Annotated in this window: 15 protein-coding genes; 5 read left to right on the top strand and 10 right to left on the bottom strand. The window is 67.6% G+C overall.

The window, feature by feature from the left end:
- Positions 1 to 42 precede the first annotated feature (42 nt).
- The 3 genes from CP978_RS17405 (at position 43) to CP978_RS17395 (ending at position 3,165) form a co-directional block, all read left to right on the top strand.
- Positions 43 to 1,116: a ParA family protein gene (locus CP978_RS17405; protein ID WP_150478392.1), complete on the top strand. Its 1,074-nt coding sequence runs from the start codon at positions 43 to 45 to the stop codon at positions 1,114 to 1,116.
- Complete coding sequence (locus tag CP978_RS17400) at positions 1,113 to 2,219, top strand: ParB/RepB/Spo0J family partition protein (RefSeq protein WP_043442020.1); 1,107 nt, start codon at positions 1,113 to 1,115, stop codon at positions 2,217 to 2,219. The genes CP978_RS17405 and CP978_RS17400 overlap by 4 nt, the downstream gene beginning before the upstream one ends.
- Before the next feature lie 328 nt (positions 2,220 to 2,547).
- Positions 2,548 to 3,165, top strand: coding sequence for a GNAT family N-acetyltransferase (locus CP978_RS17395; RefSeq protein WP_043442017.1), 618 nt, complete (start codon positions 2,548 to 2,550; stop codon positions 3,163 to 3,165).
- Between the two features lie 105 nt (positions 3,166 to 3,270).
- On the opposite strand, the gene trxA is transcribed toward CP978_RS17395, so the two are convergent.
- From trxA to CP978_RS17360, 7 genes are all read right to left on the bottom strand, one after another.
- Positions 3,271 to 3,603, bottom strand: coding sequence for a thioredoxin (trxA, locus tag CP978_RS17390; RefSeq protein ID WP_043442014.1), 333 nt, complete (start codon positions 3,601 to 3,603; stop codon positions 3,271 to 3,273).
- A 41-nt stretch (positions 3,604 to 3,644) separates the two neighbouring features.
- Positions 3,645 to 4,616, bottom strand: a complete 972-nt coding sequence (trxB, locus tag CP978_RS17385) for a thioredoxin-disulfide reductase (protein WP_043442011.1) — start codon at positions 4,614 to 4,616, stop codon at positions 3,645 to 3,647.
- A gap of 177 nt (positions 4,617 to 4,793) precedes the next feature.
- Positions 4,794 to 5,711: an anti-sigma factor family protein gene (locus CP978_RS17380; RefSeq protein ID WP_107070396.1), complete on the bottom strand. Its 918-nt coding sequence runs from the start codon at positions 5,709 to 5,711 to the stop codon at positions 4,794 to 4,796.
- 5 nt (positions 5,712 to 5,716) lie between these two features.
- Positions 5,717 to 6,439: an RNA polymerase sigma factor SigM gene (sigM, locus tag CP978_RS17375; RefSeq protein WP_043442005.1), complete on the bottom strand. Its 723-nt coding sequence runs from the start codon at positions 6,437 to 6,439 to the stop codon at positions 5,717 to 5,719.
- A 25-nt stretch (positions 6,440 to 6,464) separates the two neighbouring features.
- Positions 6,465 to 8,180, bottom strand: a complete 1,716-nt coding sequence (locus tag CP978_RS17370) for a protein kinase family protein (RefSeq protein WP_043442004.1) — start codon at positions 8,178 to 8,180, stop codon at positions 6,465 to 6,467.
- A gap of 118 nt (positions 8,181 to 8,298) precedes the next feature.
- Positions 8,299 to 10,503 carry a murein biosynthesis integral membrane protein MurJ gene (gene murJ, locus CP978_RS17365; RefSeq protein ID WP_043442003.1) on the bottom strand — a complete coding sequence of 735 codons (2,205 nt, stop codon included), beginning with the start codon at positions 10,501 to 10,503 and terminating at the stop codon, positions 8,299 to 8,301.
- Between the two features lie 45 nt (positions 10,504 to 10,548).
- Positions 10,549 to 12,996, bottom strand: a complete 2,448-nt coding sequence (locus CP978_RS17360; protein WP_043442001.1) for a DUF6049 family protein — start codon at positions 12,994 to 12,996, stop codon at positions 10,549 to 10,551.
- A 230-nt stretch (positions 12,997 to 13,226) separates the two neighbouring features.
- On the opposite strand from CP978_RS17360, the gene CP978_RS17355 reads away from it, so the two are divergent.
- A complete protein-coding gene (locus CP978_RS17355) occupies positions 13,227 to 14,693 on the top strand; it encodes a CCA tRNA nucleotidyltransferase (protein ID WP_174498644.1) in 1,467 nt (488 codons plus the stop codon).
- Between the two features lie 93 nt (positions 14,694 to 14,786).
- Here the strand turns inward: CP978_RS17355 and CP978_RS17350 are convergent, their stop codons facing one another.
- The 3 genes from CP978_RS17350 to CP978_RS17340 all read right to left on the bottom strand — a co-directional run bounded on the left by CP978_RS17350 (position 14,787) and on the right by CP978_RS17340 (position 17,954).
- Positions 14,787 to 16,049: an MFS transporter gene (locus CP978_RS17350; protein WP_043441997.1), complete on the bottom strand. Its 1,263-nt coding sequence runs from the start codon at positions 16,047 to 16,049 to the stop codon at positions 14,787 to 14,789.
- A gap of 97 nt (positions 16,050 to 16,146) precedes the next feature.
- On the bottom strand, positions 16,147 to 17,229 hold the full coding sequence (locus CP978_RS17345; RefSeq protein ID WP_043441996.1) for an inositol-3-phosphate synthase: 1,083 nt from the start codon (positions 17,227 to 17,229) through the stop codon (positions 16,147 to 16,149).
- Between the two features lie 44 nt (positions 17,230 to 17,273).
- The gene (locus CP978_RS17340; protein WP_043441993.1) at positions 17,274 to 17,954 is read right to left on the bottom strand and encodes a PadR family transcriptional regulator; all 681 of its coding nucleotides are present in this window, start codon (positions 17,952 to 17,954) and stop codon (positions 17,274 to 17,276) included.
- 374 nt (positions 17,955 to 18,328) lie between these two features.
- Here CP978_RS17340 and CP978_RS17335 point away from each other — a divergent pair, with 374 nt between their 5' ends.
- Positions 18,329 to 21,064 carry a transglycosylase domain-containing protein gene (locus tag CP978_RS17335; RefSeq protein ID WP_079162185.1) on the top strand — a complete coding sequence of 912 codons (2,736 nt, stop codon included), beginning with the start codon at positions 18,329 to 18,331 and terminating at the stop codon, positions 21,062 to 21,064.
- The last annotated feature ends 78 nt before the right edge of the window (positions 21,065 to 21,142 follow it).

The following is a 21,142-nucleotide window of genomic DNA, read 5'->3' as shown; positions in this document are numbered from 1 at the left end:
TCCACAGAAGGCCAGACCTCACTGGTTCACGACCCCGAAGGCATGGGAGGCTCTGTTCATTGCGAGCCTGAAGTCGAGGAGAGTGAATCCTTGCGGTCCGACGCCAACATTGCGGGACCGATGACCGATCCGGTCCCCGGTCCCCGTACCGAGTCATTGGGGGACGCTGTTTCACGTGAAACACCGCCCCCGATGGACGACACTCCCATCGGTCGTGCTGCCCAACTTGCGATGGAGGCGCTGGGTCGCGCCGGCGAAGGCATGCCACGGCCCGAGCAGACCCGTGTCATGGTGGTCGCCAACCAGAAGGGCGGGGTGGGAAAGACCACGACAACGGTCAATCTTGCCGCGTCCCTGGCCCTGCATGGTGCTCGTGTCCTGGTGATCGACCTTGATCCTCAGGGCAATGCGTCCACCGCGCTGGGCATCGACCATCACGCCGAAGTTCCCTCCATCTATGACGTGTTGGTCGACAGTAAACCGCTCGCCGAGGTGGTTCAGCCGGTCCCGGATGTCGAGGGCCTCTTCTGCGCCCCCGCCACCATCGATCTCGCCGGTGCGGAGATCGAGCTGGTGTCTCTGGTGGCGAGGGAGAGTCGACTGCAGAGGGCGATCCAGGCCTATGAGCAGCCGCTGGACTACATCCTCATCGACTGCCCGCCCTCACTCGGTCTGCTGACGGTCAACGCCATGGTTGCCGGCCAGGAGGTACTCATCCCGATCCAGTGCGAGTACTACGCGCTGGAGGGCCTGGGACAGCTGCTGCGCAATGTCGACCTGGTGCGGGGGCACCTCAACCCCGCCCTGCATGTGTCGACCATTCTGCTCACCATGTACGACGGCCGGACGCGCCTGGCGTCCCAGGTCGCGGAAGAGGTGCGCAGCCATTTCGGCGACGAGGTGCTGAGGACGAGCATTCCGCGCTCCGTCCGCATCTCCGAGGCGCCGAGCTATGGACAGACGGTGCTGACCTACGACCCTGGGTCGAGCGGCGCGCTCTCCTATCTTGAGGCGGCACGTGAAATCGCGCTGAGGGGGGCGGGCGTCCACTACGACGCACAGCAGGCCCACCTCGGCGCCCAGACGGAGCAGAACATGGTGGAGGGGATCCAGTGAGCGAACGACGGAGGGGGCTGGGCCGTGGTCTCGGCGCACTGATTCCGGCTGCCCCGACAGGAGAGAGGACCCCGGCCCCGGCCGGAGTAGGGGGCGGTACCTCCGGTTCCCCTGCGGCGCCGATACTGACGACGGACCGGGGAGTGGCGGTCGCCAAGGTGACCACGCTTCCGCCTATGGCCCATGAAACCGAGCAGCCGTCGACAAGTGCTGCCGCGCCGGTGTCCACACCTCCCCTCGGCGCTCACTTCGCGGAACTGCCCCTTGACTCGATCACCCCGAATCCGCGGCAGCCACGTGAGGTGTTCGACGAGGACGCACTTGCCGAGCTGATCACCTCCATCAAGGAGGTCGGGCTTCTGCAGCCCATCGTGGTCCGGCAGATCGCTGCCGGGCGCTATGAGCTCATCATGGGTGAGCGGCGCTGGCGGGCCTGTCGTGAGGCCGGTCTGGAGTTCATCCCGGCGATCGTGCGGGCCACGGACGACGAGAAACTCCTTCTCGACGCCCTCCTGGAGAACCTGCACCGGGCTCAGCTGAACCCGCTGGAAGAGGCAGCCGCCTACGACCAGCTCCTCAAGGACTTCAACTGCACCCATGATCAGCTGGCGGACCGCATCGGCCGTTCGCGCCCACAGGTCTCCAACACCCTGAGGCTGCTGAAGCTGTCGCCGGCCGTGCAGCGTCGGGTGGCTGCCGGGGTGCTCTCCGCAGGACACGCCCGGGCCCTGCTGTCCGTCGAGGACTCGGAGGAACAGGACCGGCTGGCTCACCGCATCGTGGCCGAGGGCCTCTCCGTGCGAGCCGTCGAGGAGATCGTCACCCTCATGGGGTCGCATCCGCAGAGCGCTCCACGGGCCAAGGGGCCTCGTGCCGGTGGCCGGGTCTCCCCGGCGCTCAGTGATCTGGCGGGCAGGCTCTCGGACCGCTTCGAAACCCGGGTGAAGGTCGACCTCGGTCAGAAGAAGGGCAAGATCACCGTCGAGTTCGCATCAATGGACGACCTTGAGCGAATCCTCGGCACGCTCGCTCCGGGCGAGGGCCCCGTCCTGCAGAAGGGCCTGGTGGAGGACGAGAGTTTCGAGGAGGAGCCGGAGGACTGAGAGTCCGCAGGCGGCGTGAGGGGTTCCGATCCGGGACCAACAGAGCGGATCGTGTCCGGTGTGTACCGGAACACGGTCCGCTCTTTGCTTTCATGCGGTATCGATGGAATCTCATCATGGATACGATGCGTTCGGGTATGAGGCATCCACCCGGGCGACACCTCATAGGGGAGGCGCGGGCCGTGCGCAGCATGAGCCGTATCGGGCTGGTGACCGTGGGCTTGAGCCTGGGAGCGGTCGGCGGTTTCGTCGGCAGCCTGCTCAGGGAGCGGGGCACTCTGACAGCCGTCCGCGGGGCTGCGGGCGAGGGAAGCGAGGATCTGCCTTCATGGGGCGTCGGCTCGTACCGCTCACGCTGGACAACCTTCCGGATGTTCCCCACCGCTGTCGCGCGTGCGTGTTCTGGGAGCTGGATCCCGTCAGCGGTGAGGCCGCGGTAAAGGCCGGCACGTCCGCGGTGGAGAAGGAGGCATGGATCTCCGCCGTTCTGCTGGACTGGGGGTCCTGCGGACGGGTGGTCTATGTGGACGATGTACCGGTGGGCTTTGTGCTGTACGCGCCGCCCGCCTATGTCCCGCGCTCCACGGCTTTTCCCACGAGTCCGGTGTCACCGGATGCGGTCCAGCTGATGACCGCCTTCATCATGCCTGGCTATCAGGGGCAGGGTCTCGGCCGCGTGATGGTCCAGACAGTGGCCAAGGACCTCTTGAGGCACGGATTCAAGGCGATCGAGGCTTTCGGCGATGCCCGTTGGAAAGAGCCGGCATGTCTGCTGCCCGCCGAACACCTTCTGGCGGTGGGCTTCAAAACGGTTCGCCCGCACCCGACCTACCCACGGCTGAGGCTGGAGCTGCGGTCGACGCTGTCCTGGAAGGAAGATGTCGAGTTGGCGCTGGACCGCCTGCTGGGTGCCGTCCAGAAGGAGCCGGCGCTGCGACCGCTGTGACGACGGTTGCTGTACCTCACTTACGTGTATGGGCCGACCCTCAAGGGTCGGCCCATACACGTTTCACGTGAAACATTGCCGCGTCGTCGGAGCGGCATCGCCCGTTTACTCGGCGATGAAGTCCTCGAGGTCGCGGACGATCGCGGCCTTCGGCTTGGCGCCGACGATGGTCTTGGCGACCTCACCACCCTGGTAGACGTTCAGGGTCGGGATCGACATCACGCCGTACTTGGCGGCCGTGGCCGGGTTTTCGTCGATGTTGAGCTTCACGACCTCGAGCTTGTCGCCGTACTCGGCGGCGATCGCCTCGAGCGACGGGGCGATCTGACGGCACGGGCCGCACCACGCGGCCCAGAAGTCCACCAGGACGGGCTTGTCGCTCTTGAGGACGTCCTGCTCGAAGGAAGAATCGGTCACGTTCTTCAGGGTGCCGGCCACAGCGGGCTCCTTAACTCTGTATGCGGTGGGGGGAGAGGGGGTCAGACGGTGGACGCCTCGGCCTCGGCATGCTGCTCGCTGTCAGCGAGAGCGGCGAGGAAGCGTTCGGCGTCCAGGGCGGCGGAGCAGCCGGTGCCGGCCGCAGTGATCGCCTGGCGGTAGGTGTGGTCGACCACGTCACCGGCGCCGAAGACACCCGTGAGGTTGGTCCGGGTCGAGGGGGCCTCCACCTTGAGGTAGCCCTCCTCGTCGAGGTCGAGCTGGCCCTTGAAGAGCTCGGTGCGCGGGTCGTGTCCGATCGCGATGAACAGACCGGTCACCGGCAGCTCACTGATCTCACCGCTCTTCAGGTTGCGCAGCGCCAGACCCTCCAGCTTCGGGTCGCCCTTGATCTCGGCGACCTCGCTGTCCCAGACGAACTTGATCTTCGGGTCGGCGAAGGCGCGCTCCTGCATGGCCTTGGAGGCGCGCAGGGAGTCACGGCGGTGGACGATCGTGACGGACTTGGCGAAGCGGGAGAGGAAGGTGGCCTCTTCCATCGCGGTGTCGCCGCCGCCGATCACGGCGATGTCCTGGTCCTTGAAGAAGAAGCCGTCGCAGGTGGCACACCAGGAGACACCGCGGCCGGACAGCGCGTCCTCGTTGGGCAGGCCCAGCTTGCGGTGCTGGGAGCCCGTGGCGACGATGACGGCCTTCGCCTTGTGGACTGTGCCGGCGGTGTCCGTGACGGTCTTGATCTCACCCGAGAGGTCGACGGTGACGATGTCGTCCGGAATGAGTTCGGCACCGAACCGTTCGGCCTGCGCACGCATGTTGTCCATGAGCTCGGGGCCCATGATGCCGTCCTGGAAGCCGGGGAAGTTCTCCACATCGGTGGTGTTCATCAGCGCACCGCCCGCGGTGACGGCGCCCTCGAACACCAGCGGCTTCAGTGACGCGCGAGCGGTGTAGAGCGCCGCCGTGTAGCCGGCGGGCCCGGAGCCGATGATGATCACGTTACGGACGTCGCTCACGGCTTGATTCCTCGTCTCTGGAGACTGCTGCTGCTCGGGCGGGGGCGCTCTCTTCTCTCACCCCACCCAACGGATCCTAAGGGGCCCGCATTCCCGGCGTGCCCGGGCACACGGAGACGGGACACCGCACAGAAATGCCAAGCACGGCAAGGAGAGCGACCGCCGGTGTCGTCGCGCTCAGGAAACGGCGTACGAGTGGGTCAGCAGCACCGTGCCGGTCGAGGCCGAGTCCCGCTTCACGCAGGTGGCATCGACGATATGGGCCGTGACCTTGGAGGCGTCGGAGGCGTCGGGGGTGACGACGAGATAGACGACGGTCCCCCGGTAGACGCCCTTGTCTGCGGCGAGCACATCCTGGTGCAGGGCGTGCGCGACGCATTGCGGCAGAGTGACTCCGGAGCCCAGAAGCGGCCTGTTCGGCGGTTCGCCCGATGATGCCGGCCTACCGCTGTCGGACTCGATACCCCAGGACTGGGCGCTGCTGGAGCCACCGTCCGTCGACGTCCCGCCGGTGAGCAGGTCCCTCACCTGGCCCTGCAACGTTCCCTCGGAGTAGGTGTGCGCCGCGTCGGTATGCGGCTGGGAGGCCGTCTGCTGGGCCTTGACCGAGCCCGTGTCATGGCCCAGCGTCTGCACCAGCAGGGTGCCCGTTCCCAGGGCCGCGGCCGTGATGACGGCTCCCAGGACGACGGTCCTGCGACCGCGGCGCCTGCGCTGTGGGCGACCCGGTCCGGTGGCCGCACGAGGCCCTCCCGAGGGACGGTCGACGGGGGAAGAGGGCAATGTTTCACGTGAAACATGAGGGACGGGGGGCTTGGGTGTGGAGCCGTCCGCCGTATCGGCAGCGTTCGCATGCGGCCGTGGCTCGGAGGCGAGCGCCGCGCTGATCCGGTCCGCCACGTCGTCGGGCATCCGGGGAGGCCCTGGCAGGGCGCCCAGAAGGCCCCGAAGCTCCGTGAGGGAGTCGTACACGTCGGCGCAGAGGGGACAGCCGTCCAGATGCCGCCGCACGTCTGCGGTCCGTGAGAGCGACAGGAGGCCTTCGCTGAGGTCGGAAAGCTCCTCGACGTCCGGGTGCTCGGCTGTGTCGGCCATGGATGTCACGCTCGCCCACCTCCGCCCTTCACAGCAGCTGAATCGCTTGGTCCTGCATCCCGTGGTCCTGCTGCGGGTGGGACGGTTGCCCCCTGCGTCCGGTTCCGTCCGCGGGCTGTGTTCTTGCCGTCCCTGTCGTCTTTGCCGCCGCTCGCTGTGCGCAGATGGGTGAGCAGCGGCAGCAGTCTTGCTCTGCCGCGGGCACAGCGGCTCTTCACCGTCCCGGGCGGCACACGGAGGATGCGGGCGGCCTCGGCCACGGGGTAGCCCTGCATGTCCACCAGGACGAGGGCGGCCCGCTGGTCGGCCGGCAGGGTGGCCAGGGCTTCCAGGAGTTCGCGGTGCAGATCGTTGCGCTCGGCCGGAGCGGACGCCGATTCATACGGCTCCAGGAGCTGCTCCAGCCGTTCCGTGTCGTCGACGGGTGAGGTCCTTCTGGACGCCGCCTTACGGGCGCGGTCCAGACAGGCGTTCACCGTGATCCGGTGCAGCCAGGTTGTGACGGCCGACCGGCCGCGAAAGGTGTGGGCGGCCCGGTAGGCGGAGACAAGGGCGTCCTGGACGGCGTCCGCTGCCTCCTCGCGGTCCCCCAGCGTCCGCAGCGCCACCGCCCAGAGCCGGTCCCGGTGGCGCCGCACAAGCTCACCGAAGGCGTCGGGGTCGCCCTCGACATGAAGGGCGAGGAGGTCCTGATCGCTCGAGTCGCCGTACACGGCACCATCCGCCATCGGACCTCTCCCCCCCCGAACGTGCTCAGTCCATGAATTTCACGTCGGTGACGGCCTGTTTGTAGCCGGCACTGCTGTAGCCGTCCTTACCCGCGTACGGCATGGCGGTGATCCACAGGAGCACGTACCGGGTCTTCTCCTGCTTGGTGACCTTGATCGTCGGGGAGGTCCCGGTCGTCGTCAACGTCCCCAGCTTGGTCATCGAGCTCACCGGGGTCGAGGAACTCAAGGAATTCGTCGCGTACAGCGTGATCGTGGTGTGGTCGCCGGGATACCGCAGCCCTATCGACGCGGCCGAGACCGTCTGGGCGGAGCCGAGGTCGTAGGCGATACCGACACCAGGCTTGATCTTCATTTCCGGACCGTCGATGTAGTACTTGGTCCGCCAGTAGCTGGAGGGGTCGTTGTCGTAGGTCTTGTCCACGTCGCCCGCCGCCTGGGCGTCACCCTCGGCGACATACTCCTGCGCGGCCTCGATCTTGAGCGGCTTGGCCGTCGGTTTCGGCTTCTCGTCGTTCTTGTCGTTGCCGTCCGTCGTCTGGGTCTGGTCGGTGTTCTCGGGCTTGTCGTGGTGCATGAGCGTCTCGGCGAGCTGCCAGCTGACCAGTCCCAGTGCCGCGATCAGCAGAGCCGACACAGCCCACTTGAGGGCCTTGCCGGTGCGGCTCTGGAGCGGCGCCGGAGGGGTGGGCACCGGCTGGGTGGCACCCGGGTGGGGCGCGGGGCGGCCGTAGGTGCCCTGCTGATAGGTCGTGCGCTGGTACTCGGGCGGCGCCGTGAACGCCGGCTCCGGCGGGCGGATGCGGGGCATCTCGCCGATCGCCTTCACCAGGTCCTCGGGCGTGGTGCACGGGGACTCATGGCGGGAGGCGGTGGCGCCGTCGTTGGCCAGCGCGCGCATCGCCAGTTCGGACAGACCACGGTGGACACCGGCGCGCACCTGGTCGGGGGCGATCAGACCGACGTCCTTGGGCAGCCCGGAGAGCCCGTACGCGTCGACCTCGTAGGGCCAGCGCTGGGTGAGCGCCGCGTACAGCAGCGCGCCGATGGCTTCCGTGTCGGTGCGCTGCGGGGTGTCGGAGTCGATGCCGCGCAGCGCGGCGTTCACCGCGAGCCCCCGGATGCGCCACTGACCGGAGGAGGTGCGCAGCACGGTCCCGGGGTTCAGACGCAGATGGGCCAGGCCCTCGCGGTGCGCGGCGGCCATCGCCTGGGAGACCTGGGTGACCATCTGGTAGGCGTCGTGCGCCTCCAGCGGTCCGCTCGCGAGCAGTGTGGTCAGCTCGGTGGCATCAGGAAGCCATTCGTGCACCACATAGACCAGGTCGTTCTCCTCCACCGCGTCCAGGACCTGGACGAAGCGGGGGTCCCCCAGCAGTGCGGCGGATCGTGCCGCAGCCAGTACGGACCGGGCTCGTGCGTGATCCGCTGGGAGGAGGTGCACACCGACGGCGCGGCGGAGCTTCTCGTCCACCGCACGCCAGCTGCTGAATCCGTCCAGACGGGTGAGGCACTCCTCGAGTCGGTACCGCCTGGCAAGTTTGTGACCGCTGTGCAGCTCGGTCGGTGACGTCGTGCCGGAATACTCGGCCCCGCCGCCCCCCTGTGCCTCGTCGCCGTCCGTTTCCCGCTCCCGGTCCTGGGCCACCCCGTCGGACGTGGACTGGTCCGCCTTGGCGGCCAGCGGCTCTACACCGCTGTTCTCTGCCACGCCGACGGCAGCCGTGCTCCGTTCCGCCACCGTCGTCCCTGCCTCCCCATCCATTGCGCGCTGTCCGACGCAGAAACCAATTGTGCCCACAGTCCGCCGCTATGCACGACACACGACGACGGACGATGGTTGTGCGCGTACCCCCGCCTCAGCGCCCCAGGCGCCCGCGGACCATGCCGACCATCGAGTTGAGTTCTTCGATACGCATCTTCCGTGCTGCCACATAGAAGACGCCCAGAAGCAGTGCTCCACCGCCGAGCAGGGCGGCGAGCGAACCGACGACGCCCTGGCCCAGCGTCTGGCCGATTTCATAGCATGCCGCGCCGCTGAGCAGAGCGGCGGGTACCGAGGCGATCCCCAGCCGTGCGTAGGTGCGCAGCACCCGGGCACCGTCCAGATCGCCGCCCAGCCGCTTGCGCAGCCGGGCCCAGGCCACTCCGACGCCGATCGCGTACGCGAGGCCGTAGGCGGCGGCCATCCCGACCACGGACCAGCGGTCCGGGAGCAGGACGTAGCAGAGTGCCGAGGCACCCGCGTTCACCACGGCCACGATGACCGTGTTGTAGAAGGGGGTGCGGGTGTCTTCATACGCGTAGAAGGCCCGGAGCACCACGTACTGCACGGAGTACGGAATGAGGCCGAGACCGAAGGCCATCAGCATGTAGCCCATGTTGGTGGCGGCTGCGGTCCCGGAGCCGCCGAAGATCAGGGTGCACATCGGGATGCCGAGCGAGACGAATCCGAAGGCGATCGGCACGATGGCGACCGCCGTCGTCCGCAGGCCCTGGGAGATGTCGTCGCGGACGGCACCACCGTCGTTCTCTGCGGCGGAGCGCGAGATCCGCGGCAGCAGCGCGGCCATCAGGGAGACCGTGATGATCGCCTGCGGGAGGCCCCAGATCAGCTGGGCGTTGGCGTAGGCGGCGAAGCCGGTGCCGTCGACCGAACGCTTGCCGGCGGCGGTGGACAGCTGGGTCACGACGATCGCGCCGGCCTGGTTGGCGAGAACGAAGAGGATGGTCCACTTGGCCAGCGTCGCGGCCTTGCCGAGGCCGTGGCCCTTCCAGTCGAAGCGCAGCCGCAGCCGGAACCCGGTCTCCCGCAGATACGGGATCATCGCGAGCGCCTGGACCACCAGTCCGAGGAGCACACCGACGCCGAGCAGGCGCTGGCCCTCCGGCGGGATGTTTGTGACCTTCATGCCCGAGTGCGCGGCGGTGCCGTACACCCAGATGAACAGGGAGAGCGTCACGATGATGACGATGTTGTTGAGGACCGGGGTCCACATCATCGCGCCGAACTTCCCGCGGGCGTTGAGGATCTGCCCCATCACCACATGGATGCCCATGAAGAAGATCGAGGGCAGGAAGTAGCGCACGAAGGTGATGGCGACCTCATTGGCCGCCGGGTCACCGGCGACCGGGTCGGACAACAGGCGGATCAGCAGCGGCGCGGCGAAGAGCATGATCGCGGTGAGCGCGCCCAGCGCCACCATGACCAGGGTGAGCAGCCGGTTGGCATAGGCCTCGCCCCCGTCGTCGTCCTCCTTCATGGCCCGCACGAGCTGCGGCACGAAGACGGAGTTCAGACCGCCGCCGACGGTGAGGATGTAGATCATCGTCGGCAGCTGGTAGGACACCTGGAAGGTGTCGCCGAGGAGGCCGATGCCCAGTGCCGAGACGATCAGCGCGGAGCGGACGAAGCCGGTGAGACGGGAGACCATCGTGCCCGCCGCCATCACGGCGCTGGACTGCAGCAGATTGGAGGCCCGCCCGCCCTTCTTCGCCGGGGGAACGGCCTCCGGTGCCGGCGCGGCGGCCGGTGGAGCCGCCGGGGCGTAGGACCGGTCCTGCGCGGCCGCAGGGGCGTAGGCAGGCCCTGGATAGGGTCCCGCCGGGCCCTGGCCCGGGGACGGCGCGGGGCCCGCCCCGGAGACGGACGACTGCTCCATGTACGGCCGACCGCCCTGCTGCTGGTCCTGGAAGAGATGGGCGAAGGCGTCCTGCCCGGGGTTGTCGCCGGCCCGGGCGACCCGGTCGTCGGCGCCCATCAACGCCGTACGGGGGTCGTCTCCGAACGGCGGGTACTGCGAGGGCCCCTCCGGCTCTGTCGTGGACGTCCTGGTCCAGACACGGGGGTCCTGGGCGTGCGGCGGCGTCGGCGGCTGGGCGTACTGCGGCTGCTGCGGCTGGTGGCCGCCGGGCGCCGGGGGGCGCACGGCACGGTCCCGGAGATACATGTCGGCCGGGGGCTCCTCGGGCACCCGGCCGGGCTCGTGCGGCGGCGGGCCGTCTGGGTAGCCCGAGCTGCCCGCGGCCCCTGGGCCGCGGTCACCGTCGTACGGCGCGTTCATGGTTCCCCACCTCATTGTCACCGGGCCCACCGGCCACGACATCGCTCAACGGTTCACTCTCTCACCCGTGCCGGACGGGTCGGTGCTTTCCGGTGCGGTGTCCGGGGCCGGGTCACTCGGCTGCTCGGGGGCGTCCGCCCCGGTCTTCGAGCCCGAATCCTGGTCGGACACCTGCGCAGACTTCTCGGCGTCCGCAGTATCCACGGCACCGTCTGTGGGCCCCTTCGGCCCCCCGTCCTCCGGGGAGGCGTCCGGGTCCCCGGGGCCACCGTCCTGCTCCTCGTCCTGCTCCTGCGCCTGCTGCGCGGCCAGCCTCTTGCGCTGGGTGTACATGCGGAACCCGGCAAGTACCAGCAGCAGGACGCCGCCCGCGATGACCAGCATCACCGTAGGCGTGATCTCTGTGACGTTCACATCGAAGGTCACCGCGGGGCCGTACGCCTGACCGTCCTCGGTGAAGAGCTGGGCGACGACGGCGGCCCGGCCGTTGGCGTTGGCCGTGGTGGTGAACTTCACGGACTGGCTGTGCCCGCCCGCGACGGTGATCTGCTGCTCGTAGTAGGGACCGTTGCCGATCTTCAGACGGGTCGGCTGCTGCGAGGTGAGTCGCAGGACCAGGTGGTCGACCCCTTGCATCAGGTTGTTCTGCACGGTCACCGGGATCGTGGCGCTGCGGCCCGAGAGCTTGGTCTCGGACTTGGGGATCAGCCGGACCTGATCGGTGAGCAGCCTGAGGTAGGACTCCACGTCCTGGCGGAAGACCGATGCCCCGGTGGCCTGACCGCGCCAGGAGGTGGACATGGAGCGGTCTATGGCCCGTCCGAAGGGGGTGACGACCCGTGCGGGGTCCTTGAGGATCACCTTGAAGCCGTCGAGCTCGTTCTGGGTGTCCTCGATCTGCTGGAACGCCGACTGCGGCCGTTCCGCCTTGCGCAGCGAGGAGGGGTAACGGGACGAGGACGGCACCTTGGTGGTGGCCCCCGGGTCCGGTTTGGCCTCGGCGGCGGCGGACAGATCGGCGGACTGCGACCAGGGGCTGCTCTGCAGGGCGGTCATCGCCTGTGCCATCGCCTGGGCCTGGCTCGTGGACGGCATCCGCTGCGGAGCGACGACGACGCTGCGGTACTTGCCGGGCTCCTGCAAGGTGATCATCAGGCTCTGGGCGAGGAACTTCTGCACGGCGAGCGTGGAGTCACCGGCCTGGGACATGTCGTCCTCGAAGGCCGTCGACAGTCCGTCGTCCGCGACCACGGCCGTGGTGCCGGCCCCGATGGGGCGCGCGGCGGTGGGGGTGTAGGACAGGCCGTCGTCCCGCAGGCTGTCGCTGCGGGCGATCACCTTGTCTGCGCCCGCGGAGGTGGCGACCTTGACGATCGAGGGGTCGAGCGCGCCGTCCACGGGCCAGGCGAAGTCCGTGTCGGGTTTCACATGAAGGATGGTCTCCACGGTGCTCGCCGCCACATCCGTGGCGTCCTTGAGGTGACTCAGGGAGCCGGTGACGTTCTTGCCGTTGTGCGCGAGCGAGGCCAGGTCGGGGTCGGCGAAGGGGAGGGCGACGACCTCTTTGTTCTCGACCGCCTTCTGGAGCTCGGCGAGCCACTTCTTGGCGAGGGCCTGCTTCTTGCCGGCCGTGACGGCGTCACCCTCGCCCTTGATGCTGTAGCTCCCCGTCATCGCATCCACGGAGGCGAGCAGGTCCGGGTCGATCACCCAGGTGACGTCCAGGTCCTTGCCCTGTGACAGCAGCTGGGCGAGGCGTCCGCCCGGAGAGATCTCCTTGGCCAGGTCGTCGTTCTGGAAGACGGGGGTCTGTTGCTGGTTGGGAAGCGTCTCCGCGGTCATGTGCACGGAGGAGATCAGGGGCCACAGATAGGTCGTCTTCGTCCTGGCCGCATTGCCGTCGGGATCCCAGGGGAGGAAGGTCCTCTGGATGCCGAGCACCTGCTCGTACGGCTGAGCGGAGGTCTGACCGGAGAGCGAGACACCGAGCTCGTAGACGCCGTCGTTGCCGAGGTCCAGCTTCTTGACGGGCACGGAGATGCTGAAAGTCTGCGAGCTGCCCGGGGTGAGCTTGGTGACATCTTCGGTGTACTTGCCGCCGACCTCGGCGCCGTCGACGCCGGGCAGAAAGCCGGTGCGCCGGGTGGCGTCGTCGATGGCCGAACGGCTGCTCAGGGGGCTGGGGCCGATCCGCAGACCCACATGGGCGGCCTGGACGGTCTGCTTGCTGTTGTTGGTGATGGTGCCGGACACGGTCAGGGTGTCGCCTTCGACCGGTGCACTGGGGCTGAGCGAGTCGAGGGAGATGTTCACCGTGCGGGAACCGCCCGCCTCCGCCGGGGCGGCCTTCTCCGCGGCGTGCGCCACCGGACCCGCGGGAAGTTGCAGCAGGCCGGTCAACAGGGGCGCCCCCGCGAGTAGTGCTCCGGTGCGCCGGACCCACCGGCGGGCAGGTGAGGAACTCATCCCCTGGAAGTCTGCCGCCTCGGCCACGCGCTCGCCCGTCCCTCGTCGTCAATGGTCGTCAATGGTCGTCGGAATGTGCGTCCACGCATGGTAACGATGTGCGGGGAAAGGAAGTGCCAGGGTCCATGCCCCAAGATCAGGAATGGACGCCGAGCCACCCTTTATGTCCGAGTATCCCGGGAAGCGTCCGGGTGGGATATCCCCGCGCATTTAATGGGGGCGCCCGCCGTGGCCAGGGCCACGTACCCTTTTCTGCTGTGCCGAACGCCAACGAAGACAATGCCAGTGCCCTGAGTCAGGTGCAGCGCCGCGCGGTGAGTGAACTGCTGCGGGTGTCGCCTGTCGCCGACGATCTCGCCCGCCGTTTCCAGGAGGCCGGGTTCACGCTCGCCCTGGTCGGAGGCTCGGTGCGGGACGCCCTTCTCGGCCGGCTCGGCAACGATCTGGACTTCACGACCGATGCCCGCCCCGAGGACGTCCTGAAGATCGTGAGGCCATGGGCCGATGCCACCTGGGAGGTCGGTATCGCCTTCGGGACGGTCGGGGCGCAGAAGGACGCGCGCGTCGGGGACGCCGTCCAGCGCTTTGAGATCGAGGTGACGACCTACCGGTCCGAGGCGTACGACCGGACCTCGCGCAAGCCCGAGGTGTCCTACGGCGACTCCATCGCGGAGGATCTGGTCCGACGCGACTTCACCGTCAACGCGATGGCTGTCGCGCTGCCGGAGAAGGAGTTCGTCGACCCCTATGGCGGGCTCGACGACCTTGCGGCCCGGGTGCTGCGTACTCCGGGGACGCCCGAGGAGTCGTTCTCGGACGATCCGCTGCGGATGATGCGGGCCGCCCGCTTCGCGGCCCAGCTGGACTTCGAGGTCGCTCCTGAGGTCGTCACGGCCATGCAGGAGATGGCCGAGCGGTTGGAGATCGTCTCCGCCGAACGTGTGCGGGACGAGCTGAACAAGCTGATCCTTTCCACCCACCCGCGCAAGGGTCTGACGCTGCTGGTCCAGACGGGGCTCGCCGATCATGTCCTGCCGGAGCTCCCCGCATTGCGGCTGGAGCGCGATGAGCACCACCGGCACAAGGACGTCTATGACCACACGCTGATCGTGCTGGAACAGGCGATGGCGCTGGAGGAGGGCGAGCCCGATCTGGCCCTGCGGCTGGCCGCGCTGCTGCATGACATCGGGAAGCCGAAGACGCGGCGCTTCGAGAAGGACGGCCGGGTCTCCTTCCATCATCATGAAGTGGTCGGCGCCAAGATGACCAAAAAGCGGATGATGGAGCTGAAGTATCCCAATGAGCTGGTGAAGGACGTCTCACGTCTCGTTGAACTCCATCTGCGGTTCCACGGGTATGGCACCGGTGAGTGGACGGACTCCGCTGTGCGCCGCTACGTCCGTGATGCGGGCCCGCTTCTGGACCGCCTTCACAAGCTGACCCGGTCCGACTGCACCACTCGTAACAAGCGCAAGGCTGCCGCGCTCTCCCGTGCCTACGACGGCCTGGAGGAGCGCATCGCCCAGCTTCAGGAGCAGGAGGAGCTGGATGCGATCCGCCCTGCGCTGGACGGCAACCAGATCATGGAAATCCTGGGCGTCCGCCCCGGCCCGGTCGTCGGCCACGCGTACAAGTTCCTTCTGGAGCTCCGCTTGGAGAACGGCCCGATGGAGCACGATGCCGCGGTGTCGGCGCTCAAGGAGTGGTGGACCGAGCAGGGCTGAGGCAGGGAATCGAGGTTGTGTTTCACGTGAAACACAACCCCAGGCGAACGGGAGGGCGACGTTTCACGTGAAACATCGCCCTCCTTCGCTACGTCACCGGCGCTCGGAGCGGGACATGGCCACAGCGGTCGCCGCGTAGATGACGGCGACAACGATCACCAGGGTGGCGGAGCGGCCGTCGGGAGGCAGTATCAGCGAGGCGACCGCGGCAGCGCCGACGAAGGCGATGTTGAAGAGCACGTCATAGACGGAGAAGATCCGGCCTCGGAAGGCGTCCTCGACCGAATGCTGGACGATCGTGTCTGTGGCGATCTTTGCGCCTTGTGTGATCAGCCCCAGCACGAAGGCCGCGGCAAGCATGGGAGCGGTGGCGAACGGAAGGCCGAGGGCGGGCTCCAGGACCGCAGCGATCGCGGCGCACAGGGTGATCCAGCGGTTCGCTCCGAGACGTCCCGTAGCCCACGGTGTCACCACGGCGGCTGCGAAGAACCCGGCGCCGGACACCCCCAGAGCCAGCCCCAGCAGGGCGAGTCCATGGGCCGAGTCCGAGGACAGGGCGTAGCGGCAGAGCATCAGTACCAGGACGAGCAGTGCGCCGTAGCAGAACCGCATGAGTGTCATCGCGGCGAGCGCCCGGGCGGCATCCCGGCGTGGGGGTGTCAGGAGATGGCGTACCCCCGCACCCAGATCGCGGGCGGCGTCGATGAGGGCGGTGCCCAGTCGTGTCGGCACCGACTCACGGTCGGGGCCCAGCAACCCCGGCGCCAGGCGCAGCGACGCGAGGGCCGAGCCCAGATACAGGGCCGCGCCCAGCAGCACCACCGCGGCATGGGAGTCCCCGGCCACCAGGCGCACGGCGAAGGCGAGTCCCCCGCCCGCCGTCGCGGCGAGTGTGCCGGCCGTCGGGGAGAGCGAGTTGGCCATCACCAGCCGCTTGTCGTCGACCACATGGGGCAGTGCCGCGGACAGCCCCGCGAGCACGAAGCGGTTGACCCCGGTCACACACAGCGCGGAGACATAGAAGAGCCAGCTGGGGACCTGGCTCGCCATCAGGACGGCCGTCCCGCAGGCCAGCAGGGCGCGCAGCAGATTGCCGTACAGGAAGACCTGACGGCGTCGCCAGCGGTCCAGCAGAGCGCCCGCGAAGGGGCCGACGAGGGAGTACGGCAGAAGCAGCACGGCCATGGCCGAGGCGATCGCGGCGGCGGAGGTCTGCTTCTCCGGGGAGAAGACGACGTAGGCGGCGAGCCCGACCTGATAGACGCCGTCGGCCCCCTGGGACAGCAGCCGTACGGAGAGCAGGCGCCTGAAGTCCCGGAAGCGCACAAGGATGCGCAGGTCGCGCAGGACGGACATGGGGCACAGCCTCACATACGCGCGGGTCCCCGGGCACACGGCCCGGGGACCCGAGAAGACCGGTTGAACGGCCTGGACGCGCGGCGTGGCGCTGTCGTCAGCGCTCGACCTCGCCCTTGATGAACTTCTCGACGTTCTCGCGGGCCTCGTCGTCGAAGTACTGGACCGGCGGGGACTTCATGAAGTACGAGGACGCCGACAGGATCGGGCCACCGATGCCACGGTCCTTGGCGATCTTCGCGGCGCGCAGCGCGTCGATGATGACACCCGCGGAGTTCGGGGAGTCCCAGACCTCGAGCTTGTACTCCAGGTTGAGCGGGACGTCGCCGAACGCACGGCCCTCGAGGCGGACGTACGCCCACTTGCGGTCGTCCAGCCAGGCCACGTAGTCCGACGGGCCGATGTGGACGTTCTTCTCGCCGAGGTCCCGGTCGGGGATCTGCGAGGTGACGGCCTGCGTCTTGGAGATCTTCTTGGACTCCAGCCGGTCACGCTCGAGCATGTTCTTGAAGTCCATGTTGCCGCCGACGTTCAGCTGCATCGTGCGGTCCAGGACGACACCCCGGTCCTCGAACAGCTTCGCCATGACGCGGTGTGTGATGGTGGCGCCGACCTGGGACTTGATGTCGTCACCGACGATCGGGACACCGGCCTCGGTGAACTTGTCGGCCCACTCCTTGGTGCCGGCGATGAAGACCGGGAGGGCGTTGACGAAGGCGACCTTGGCGTCGATGGCGCACTGGGCGTAGAACTTCGCCGCGGCCTCGGAGCCGACCGGCAGGTAGCAGACGAGGACATCGACCTGCTTGTCCTTGAGGACCTGGACGATGTCGACCGGGGCCTCGGCGGACTCCTCGATGGTCTCGCGGTAGTACTTGCCGAGACCGTCGTGGGTGTGGCCGCGCTGGACCGTCACGCCGGTGGACGGCACGTCGCAGATCTTGATGGTGTTGTTCTCCGAGGCGCCGATGGCGTCCGCCAGGTCGAGGCCGACCTTCTTGGCGTCCACGTCGAACGCGGCGACGAACTCGATGTCGCGGACGTGGTAGTCGCCGAACTGGACGTGCATCAGACCCGGGACCTTGGACGCCGGGTCGGCGTCCTTGTAGTACTCGACTCCCTGCACCAGCGATGCGGCGCAGTTGCCCACACCGACGATGGCTACGCGAACCGAACCCATTCCGGTTGCTCCCTGTGTGTACGAGGTGAAGCCCCGACTGGACCTCACGTGGTGGTGTCGTCGGACGGATCCGGCCGGGTGCTGTCCCGATGCCGGGGCAGGCCGCCCGTCTCTCCAGATGTGCTGGTACGAGCGGAGCCGTCGGTGGCGGTACCCCTGAGGTCCCGTCCGGCCCGCTCGCTCTCGATGAGCTCGTTCAGCCAGCGCACTTCGCGCTCCACGGACTCCATCCCGTGGCGCTGGAGCTCAAGGGTGTAATCGTCGAGGCGCTCCCGGGTGCGCGTCAGAGAGGCACGCATCTTCTCCAGACGCTCCTCCAGCCGGCTGCGGCGGCCCTCCAGGACGCGCATGCGCACATCGCGGGAGGTCTGGCCGAAGAAGGCGAAACGAGCGGCGAAGTGCTCGTCCTCGTAGGCGTCCGGACCCGTCTGTGAGAGCAGTTCCTCGAAGTGCTCCTTACCCTGTGCCGTCAACCGATAGACGATCTTGGCGCGGCGCCCCGCGAGCGGAGCGGCGAGGGCGTCGTCGGACGTGCCACCCGATTCCTCGGTCAACCAGCCGTTGACGACCAGCGTCTTGAGGCACGGGTAGAGCGTCCCGTAGCTGAACGCACGGAACACACCCAGTGATGTATTGAGCCGTTTGCGCAGCTCATAGCCGTGCATCGGGGACTCGCGGAGCAGGCCGAGAACGGCGAACTCAAGGATCCCGGAACGCCGGCTCATGCGCGCCTCCTTCCGCCTGCTGTCACGTCCGCACGGTCATTATGTCGCCTCGATGTATCGACTCGATACATCCAGACGATAGAACGCGCCCCGGGATGCGACAAGAGGGGGCACAGTGAACGGGGTCACATCACCGATTTGTGGGATGCAAGTTGAGTGGTTTGGGGTGAAGTTCGGGGCTAGGCAGGTTTTGGTGGTGCGTAGTCTGTGCGGCATGCACATCACCGGGAACCGAGTGACGGCAGGGGATGTCCTCGTCACCGGTGCAGTACGGGTGAATGCGCAAACGACCCCATCCGTACTTCGGGGGGACCGGAAACCAGCCGCCGTTTCCAGGCGCGCCAGGATGCGCCTGCCCGAGGAGTAATCGTTCGATGAGCGAGCACCGTCGCAAACCGCCGCAGTCGCAGGGAGGCGGACGTGCCGCGCCCCGACGCGGCCAGTCGGCTCCCTCCGGCCGCCGTGCGGCACCGCGAGGCGCCAGCGGGTCACCTTCCGACTCCCATGGAGACGGAGATGGGGAGCGCCCGTACGGAAGCCGTGCCGAGGCCCGGCGGGCCGCACAGAGGAATGGGGGTGGTCGGCGCAGAGCGGCCGACGGCCCGGGGCGCGGCCCCGGGGGCCCGAACGGGCCCGCACGAGGGAGGGGGCGCAGCGCCCCCTCCGGCAAGAAGCGCTTCATCGACTATCCGCGAGCGGGCAAGGACGGAGCCGCGCGCTGGGTGCCGTCGTGGAAGTTGGTGTCGGGTCTGTTCATCGGCTTCATAGGAAGCCTGGTGGCGGTCGCGGGTATCGGGTACGCCATGGTGAGCGTGCCCGTCGTCGCGGAGACCGCGGAGGCGCAGAACAACGTCTACTACTGGTCCGACGGCTCGCAGATGGTCGCCACCGGCGGTGAGGTCAACCGTCAGATCATCAACTACGAGCAGATCCCCAAGGCGATGCGGTATGCCGTCATCTCGCAGGAGAACAAGAGCTTCGAGACGGACAGCGGCGTCGACCCCAACGGCATCGCACGTGCCTTGTTCAACATGGCCACCGGTGGTCAGACGCAGGGTGGCTCCACCATCACCCAGCAGTATGTGAAGAACGCGCGACTGGACGACCAGTCGCAGACGATCTCCCGGAAGTTCAAGGAGATCTTCATCTCGATCAAGGTGGGGGCCACGGTCTCCAAGCAGCAGATCATGGCCGGCTACCTGAACTCCGCGTACTACGGCCGCAGCGCCTACGGGCTTCAGGCGGCCGCTCACGCGTACTTCAACAAGGAAGCCTCCAAGCTGAACCCGGGCGAGTGCGCCTTCCTCGCTGCGATGCTCAAGGGCGCCACGTACTACGACCCCGCGGGCGCCACGTCCATCGACCCGAAGTACGCGACGCCTGCGGCCAACACCAAGCGGGCAAAGCTCCAGATGCAGGACACCCTCGACAAGATGGTCCAGTACGGGCATCTGGACGCCGGGGTGCGGGGCCAGTACAAGGACCTCCCCAAGGTCCAGAACCCGCGGTCCAACACCCAGCTCAGTGGGCAGATCGGTTACCTCGTCGACCTGGCCAACGGCTATCTGGTGTCACACAAGGACACGACCCACATCACGGAAGACAAGCTGCGCACGGGCGGCTACTCGATCTATACGACGTTCGACAAGAAGAAGGTCGACGAGCTCGAGGCAGCTGTGCAGAAGGTCCGGAAGGCCAAGATCAAGCCCGACGAGCGTCCGGAGACGGACAAGTACGTCCAGTTCGGCGGGGCGTCCTTGGACGTGGCCACCGGTGCCATCAAGGCGATCTACGGCGGTGAGGACGCGACCAAGCACTTCACCAACAACGCCGACCAGACTAATGCCCAGGTGGGTTCGACGTTCAAGCCGTTCGTTCTGGCGGCGGCGATGAAGTGGGGCGTCCGCGACCCGGAGATCGCACGGGAGGATCAGTCCCAGGACGAACGCACGCTTGCCTCTCCCAAGAGCCTGTACAGCGCACAGAACAAGCTCAAGATCAAGGAATACAACGGGTCGATCTGGAGGGACGACAAGGGCAAGGAGTGGCTGCAGACCAACGACGGTGACGAGTCGCTCAACCCGCCCACCTATATGGTCGATCTGCGTGAGGCGATGCAGTTCTCGGTCAACTCCGCCTATGTCCAGCTCGGCATGGACGTAGGCCTGGACAAGGTCGAGCAGACCGCCCTGGACGCGGGCGTTCTGGAGAGCAGCCTGGTGGGCACCAACTACCCGTCCTTCTCCATCGGCACCTCCTCTCCCAGTGCGATCCGTATGGCCGGCGCCTATGCCACCTTCGCGAACAGCGGCGGGAGGAACGACCCCTACTCGGTCGAGAAGGTCACCAGCAAGGACGGGCTGGCCTATGAACACGCCAAGGCGACCAAGCGGGTTTTCCGCTCGGATGTCGCGGACAATGTGACCGACGTCCTCAAGACCGTGGTCGACGCGGGTACCGGTACCGCGGCCAAGCTGCCCGGACGCGATGTGGCCGGCAAGACCGGTACCACCGACGAGAACAAGTCCGCCTGGTTCGTCGGCTACACCCCGCAGCTGTCCACCGCGATCAGCATGTTCCGGATGGACGACGACGAGAACAACAAGTCCCGTCAGTTCCTCTCCATGTTCGGAACGGGTGGAGAGAAGAAGATCCACGGCGCCTCGTTCCCGGCCCAGATCTGGCACGACTACATGGCAGATGCGCTCAAGGGGACGCCCGCGAAGAAGTTCCCGACGCCCGAGCCCATCGGCGAGGTCATCAACGCCCTCCCGAGCCCGAGTGCGACGCCCTCGCCGACGGCGAGCGAGACGGAGACCGAGTCGCCCTCCCCGACGCCGAGTGAGACACAGGAATCGCCCTCGCCGTCGCAGAGCGATGAATGCGCCCCCTTCGACTGGAGGTGCAAGAACAACGGCGGCAATGGCAACAACGGCGGCAATGGCAACAACGGCGGCAACGGCAACGGCGGTATCGGGAACAACGGCGGTACCGACGGAGGCGACGCAGGCGGAGTGACCTCGCCGCCCGCAGAGTCCCCCGGGAACGCGAACGGCGGCGGAAACAAAGGCGGCGACAACGGAGGATTCTTGGGAGGTCCTAACGGTTAGCCGTTATCGACCGTGTTTCACGTGAAACGCTCCGTTTCACATGAAACATCGACCGGCGAGGGCCGCCCCACCGACGAG

The organism is Streptomyces nodosus, from assembly GCF_008704995.1.
GTDB classification, from domain to species: domain Bacteria; phylum Actinomycetota; class Actinomycetes; order Streptomycetales; family Streptomycetaceae; genus Streptomyces; species Streptomyces nodosus.
This window is presented reverse-complemented; position numbering and strand designations above follow the sequence as displayed.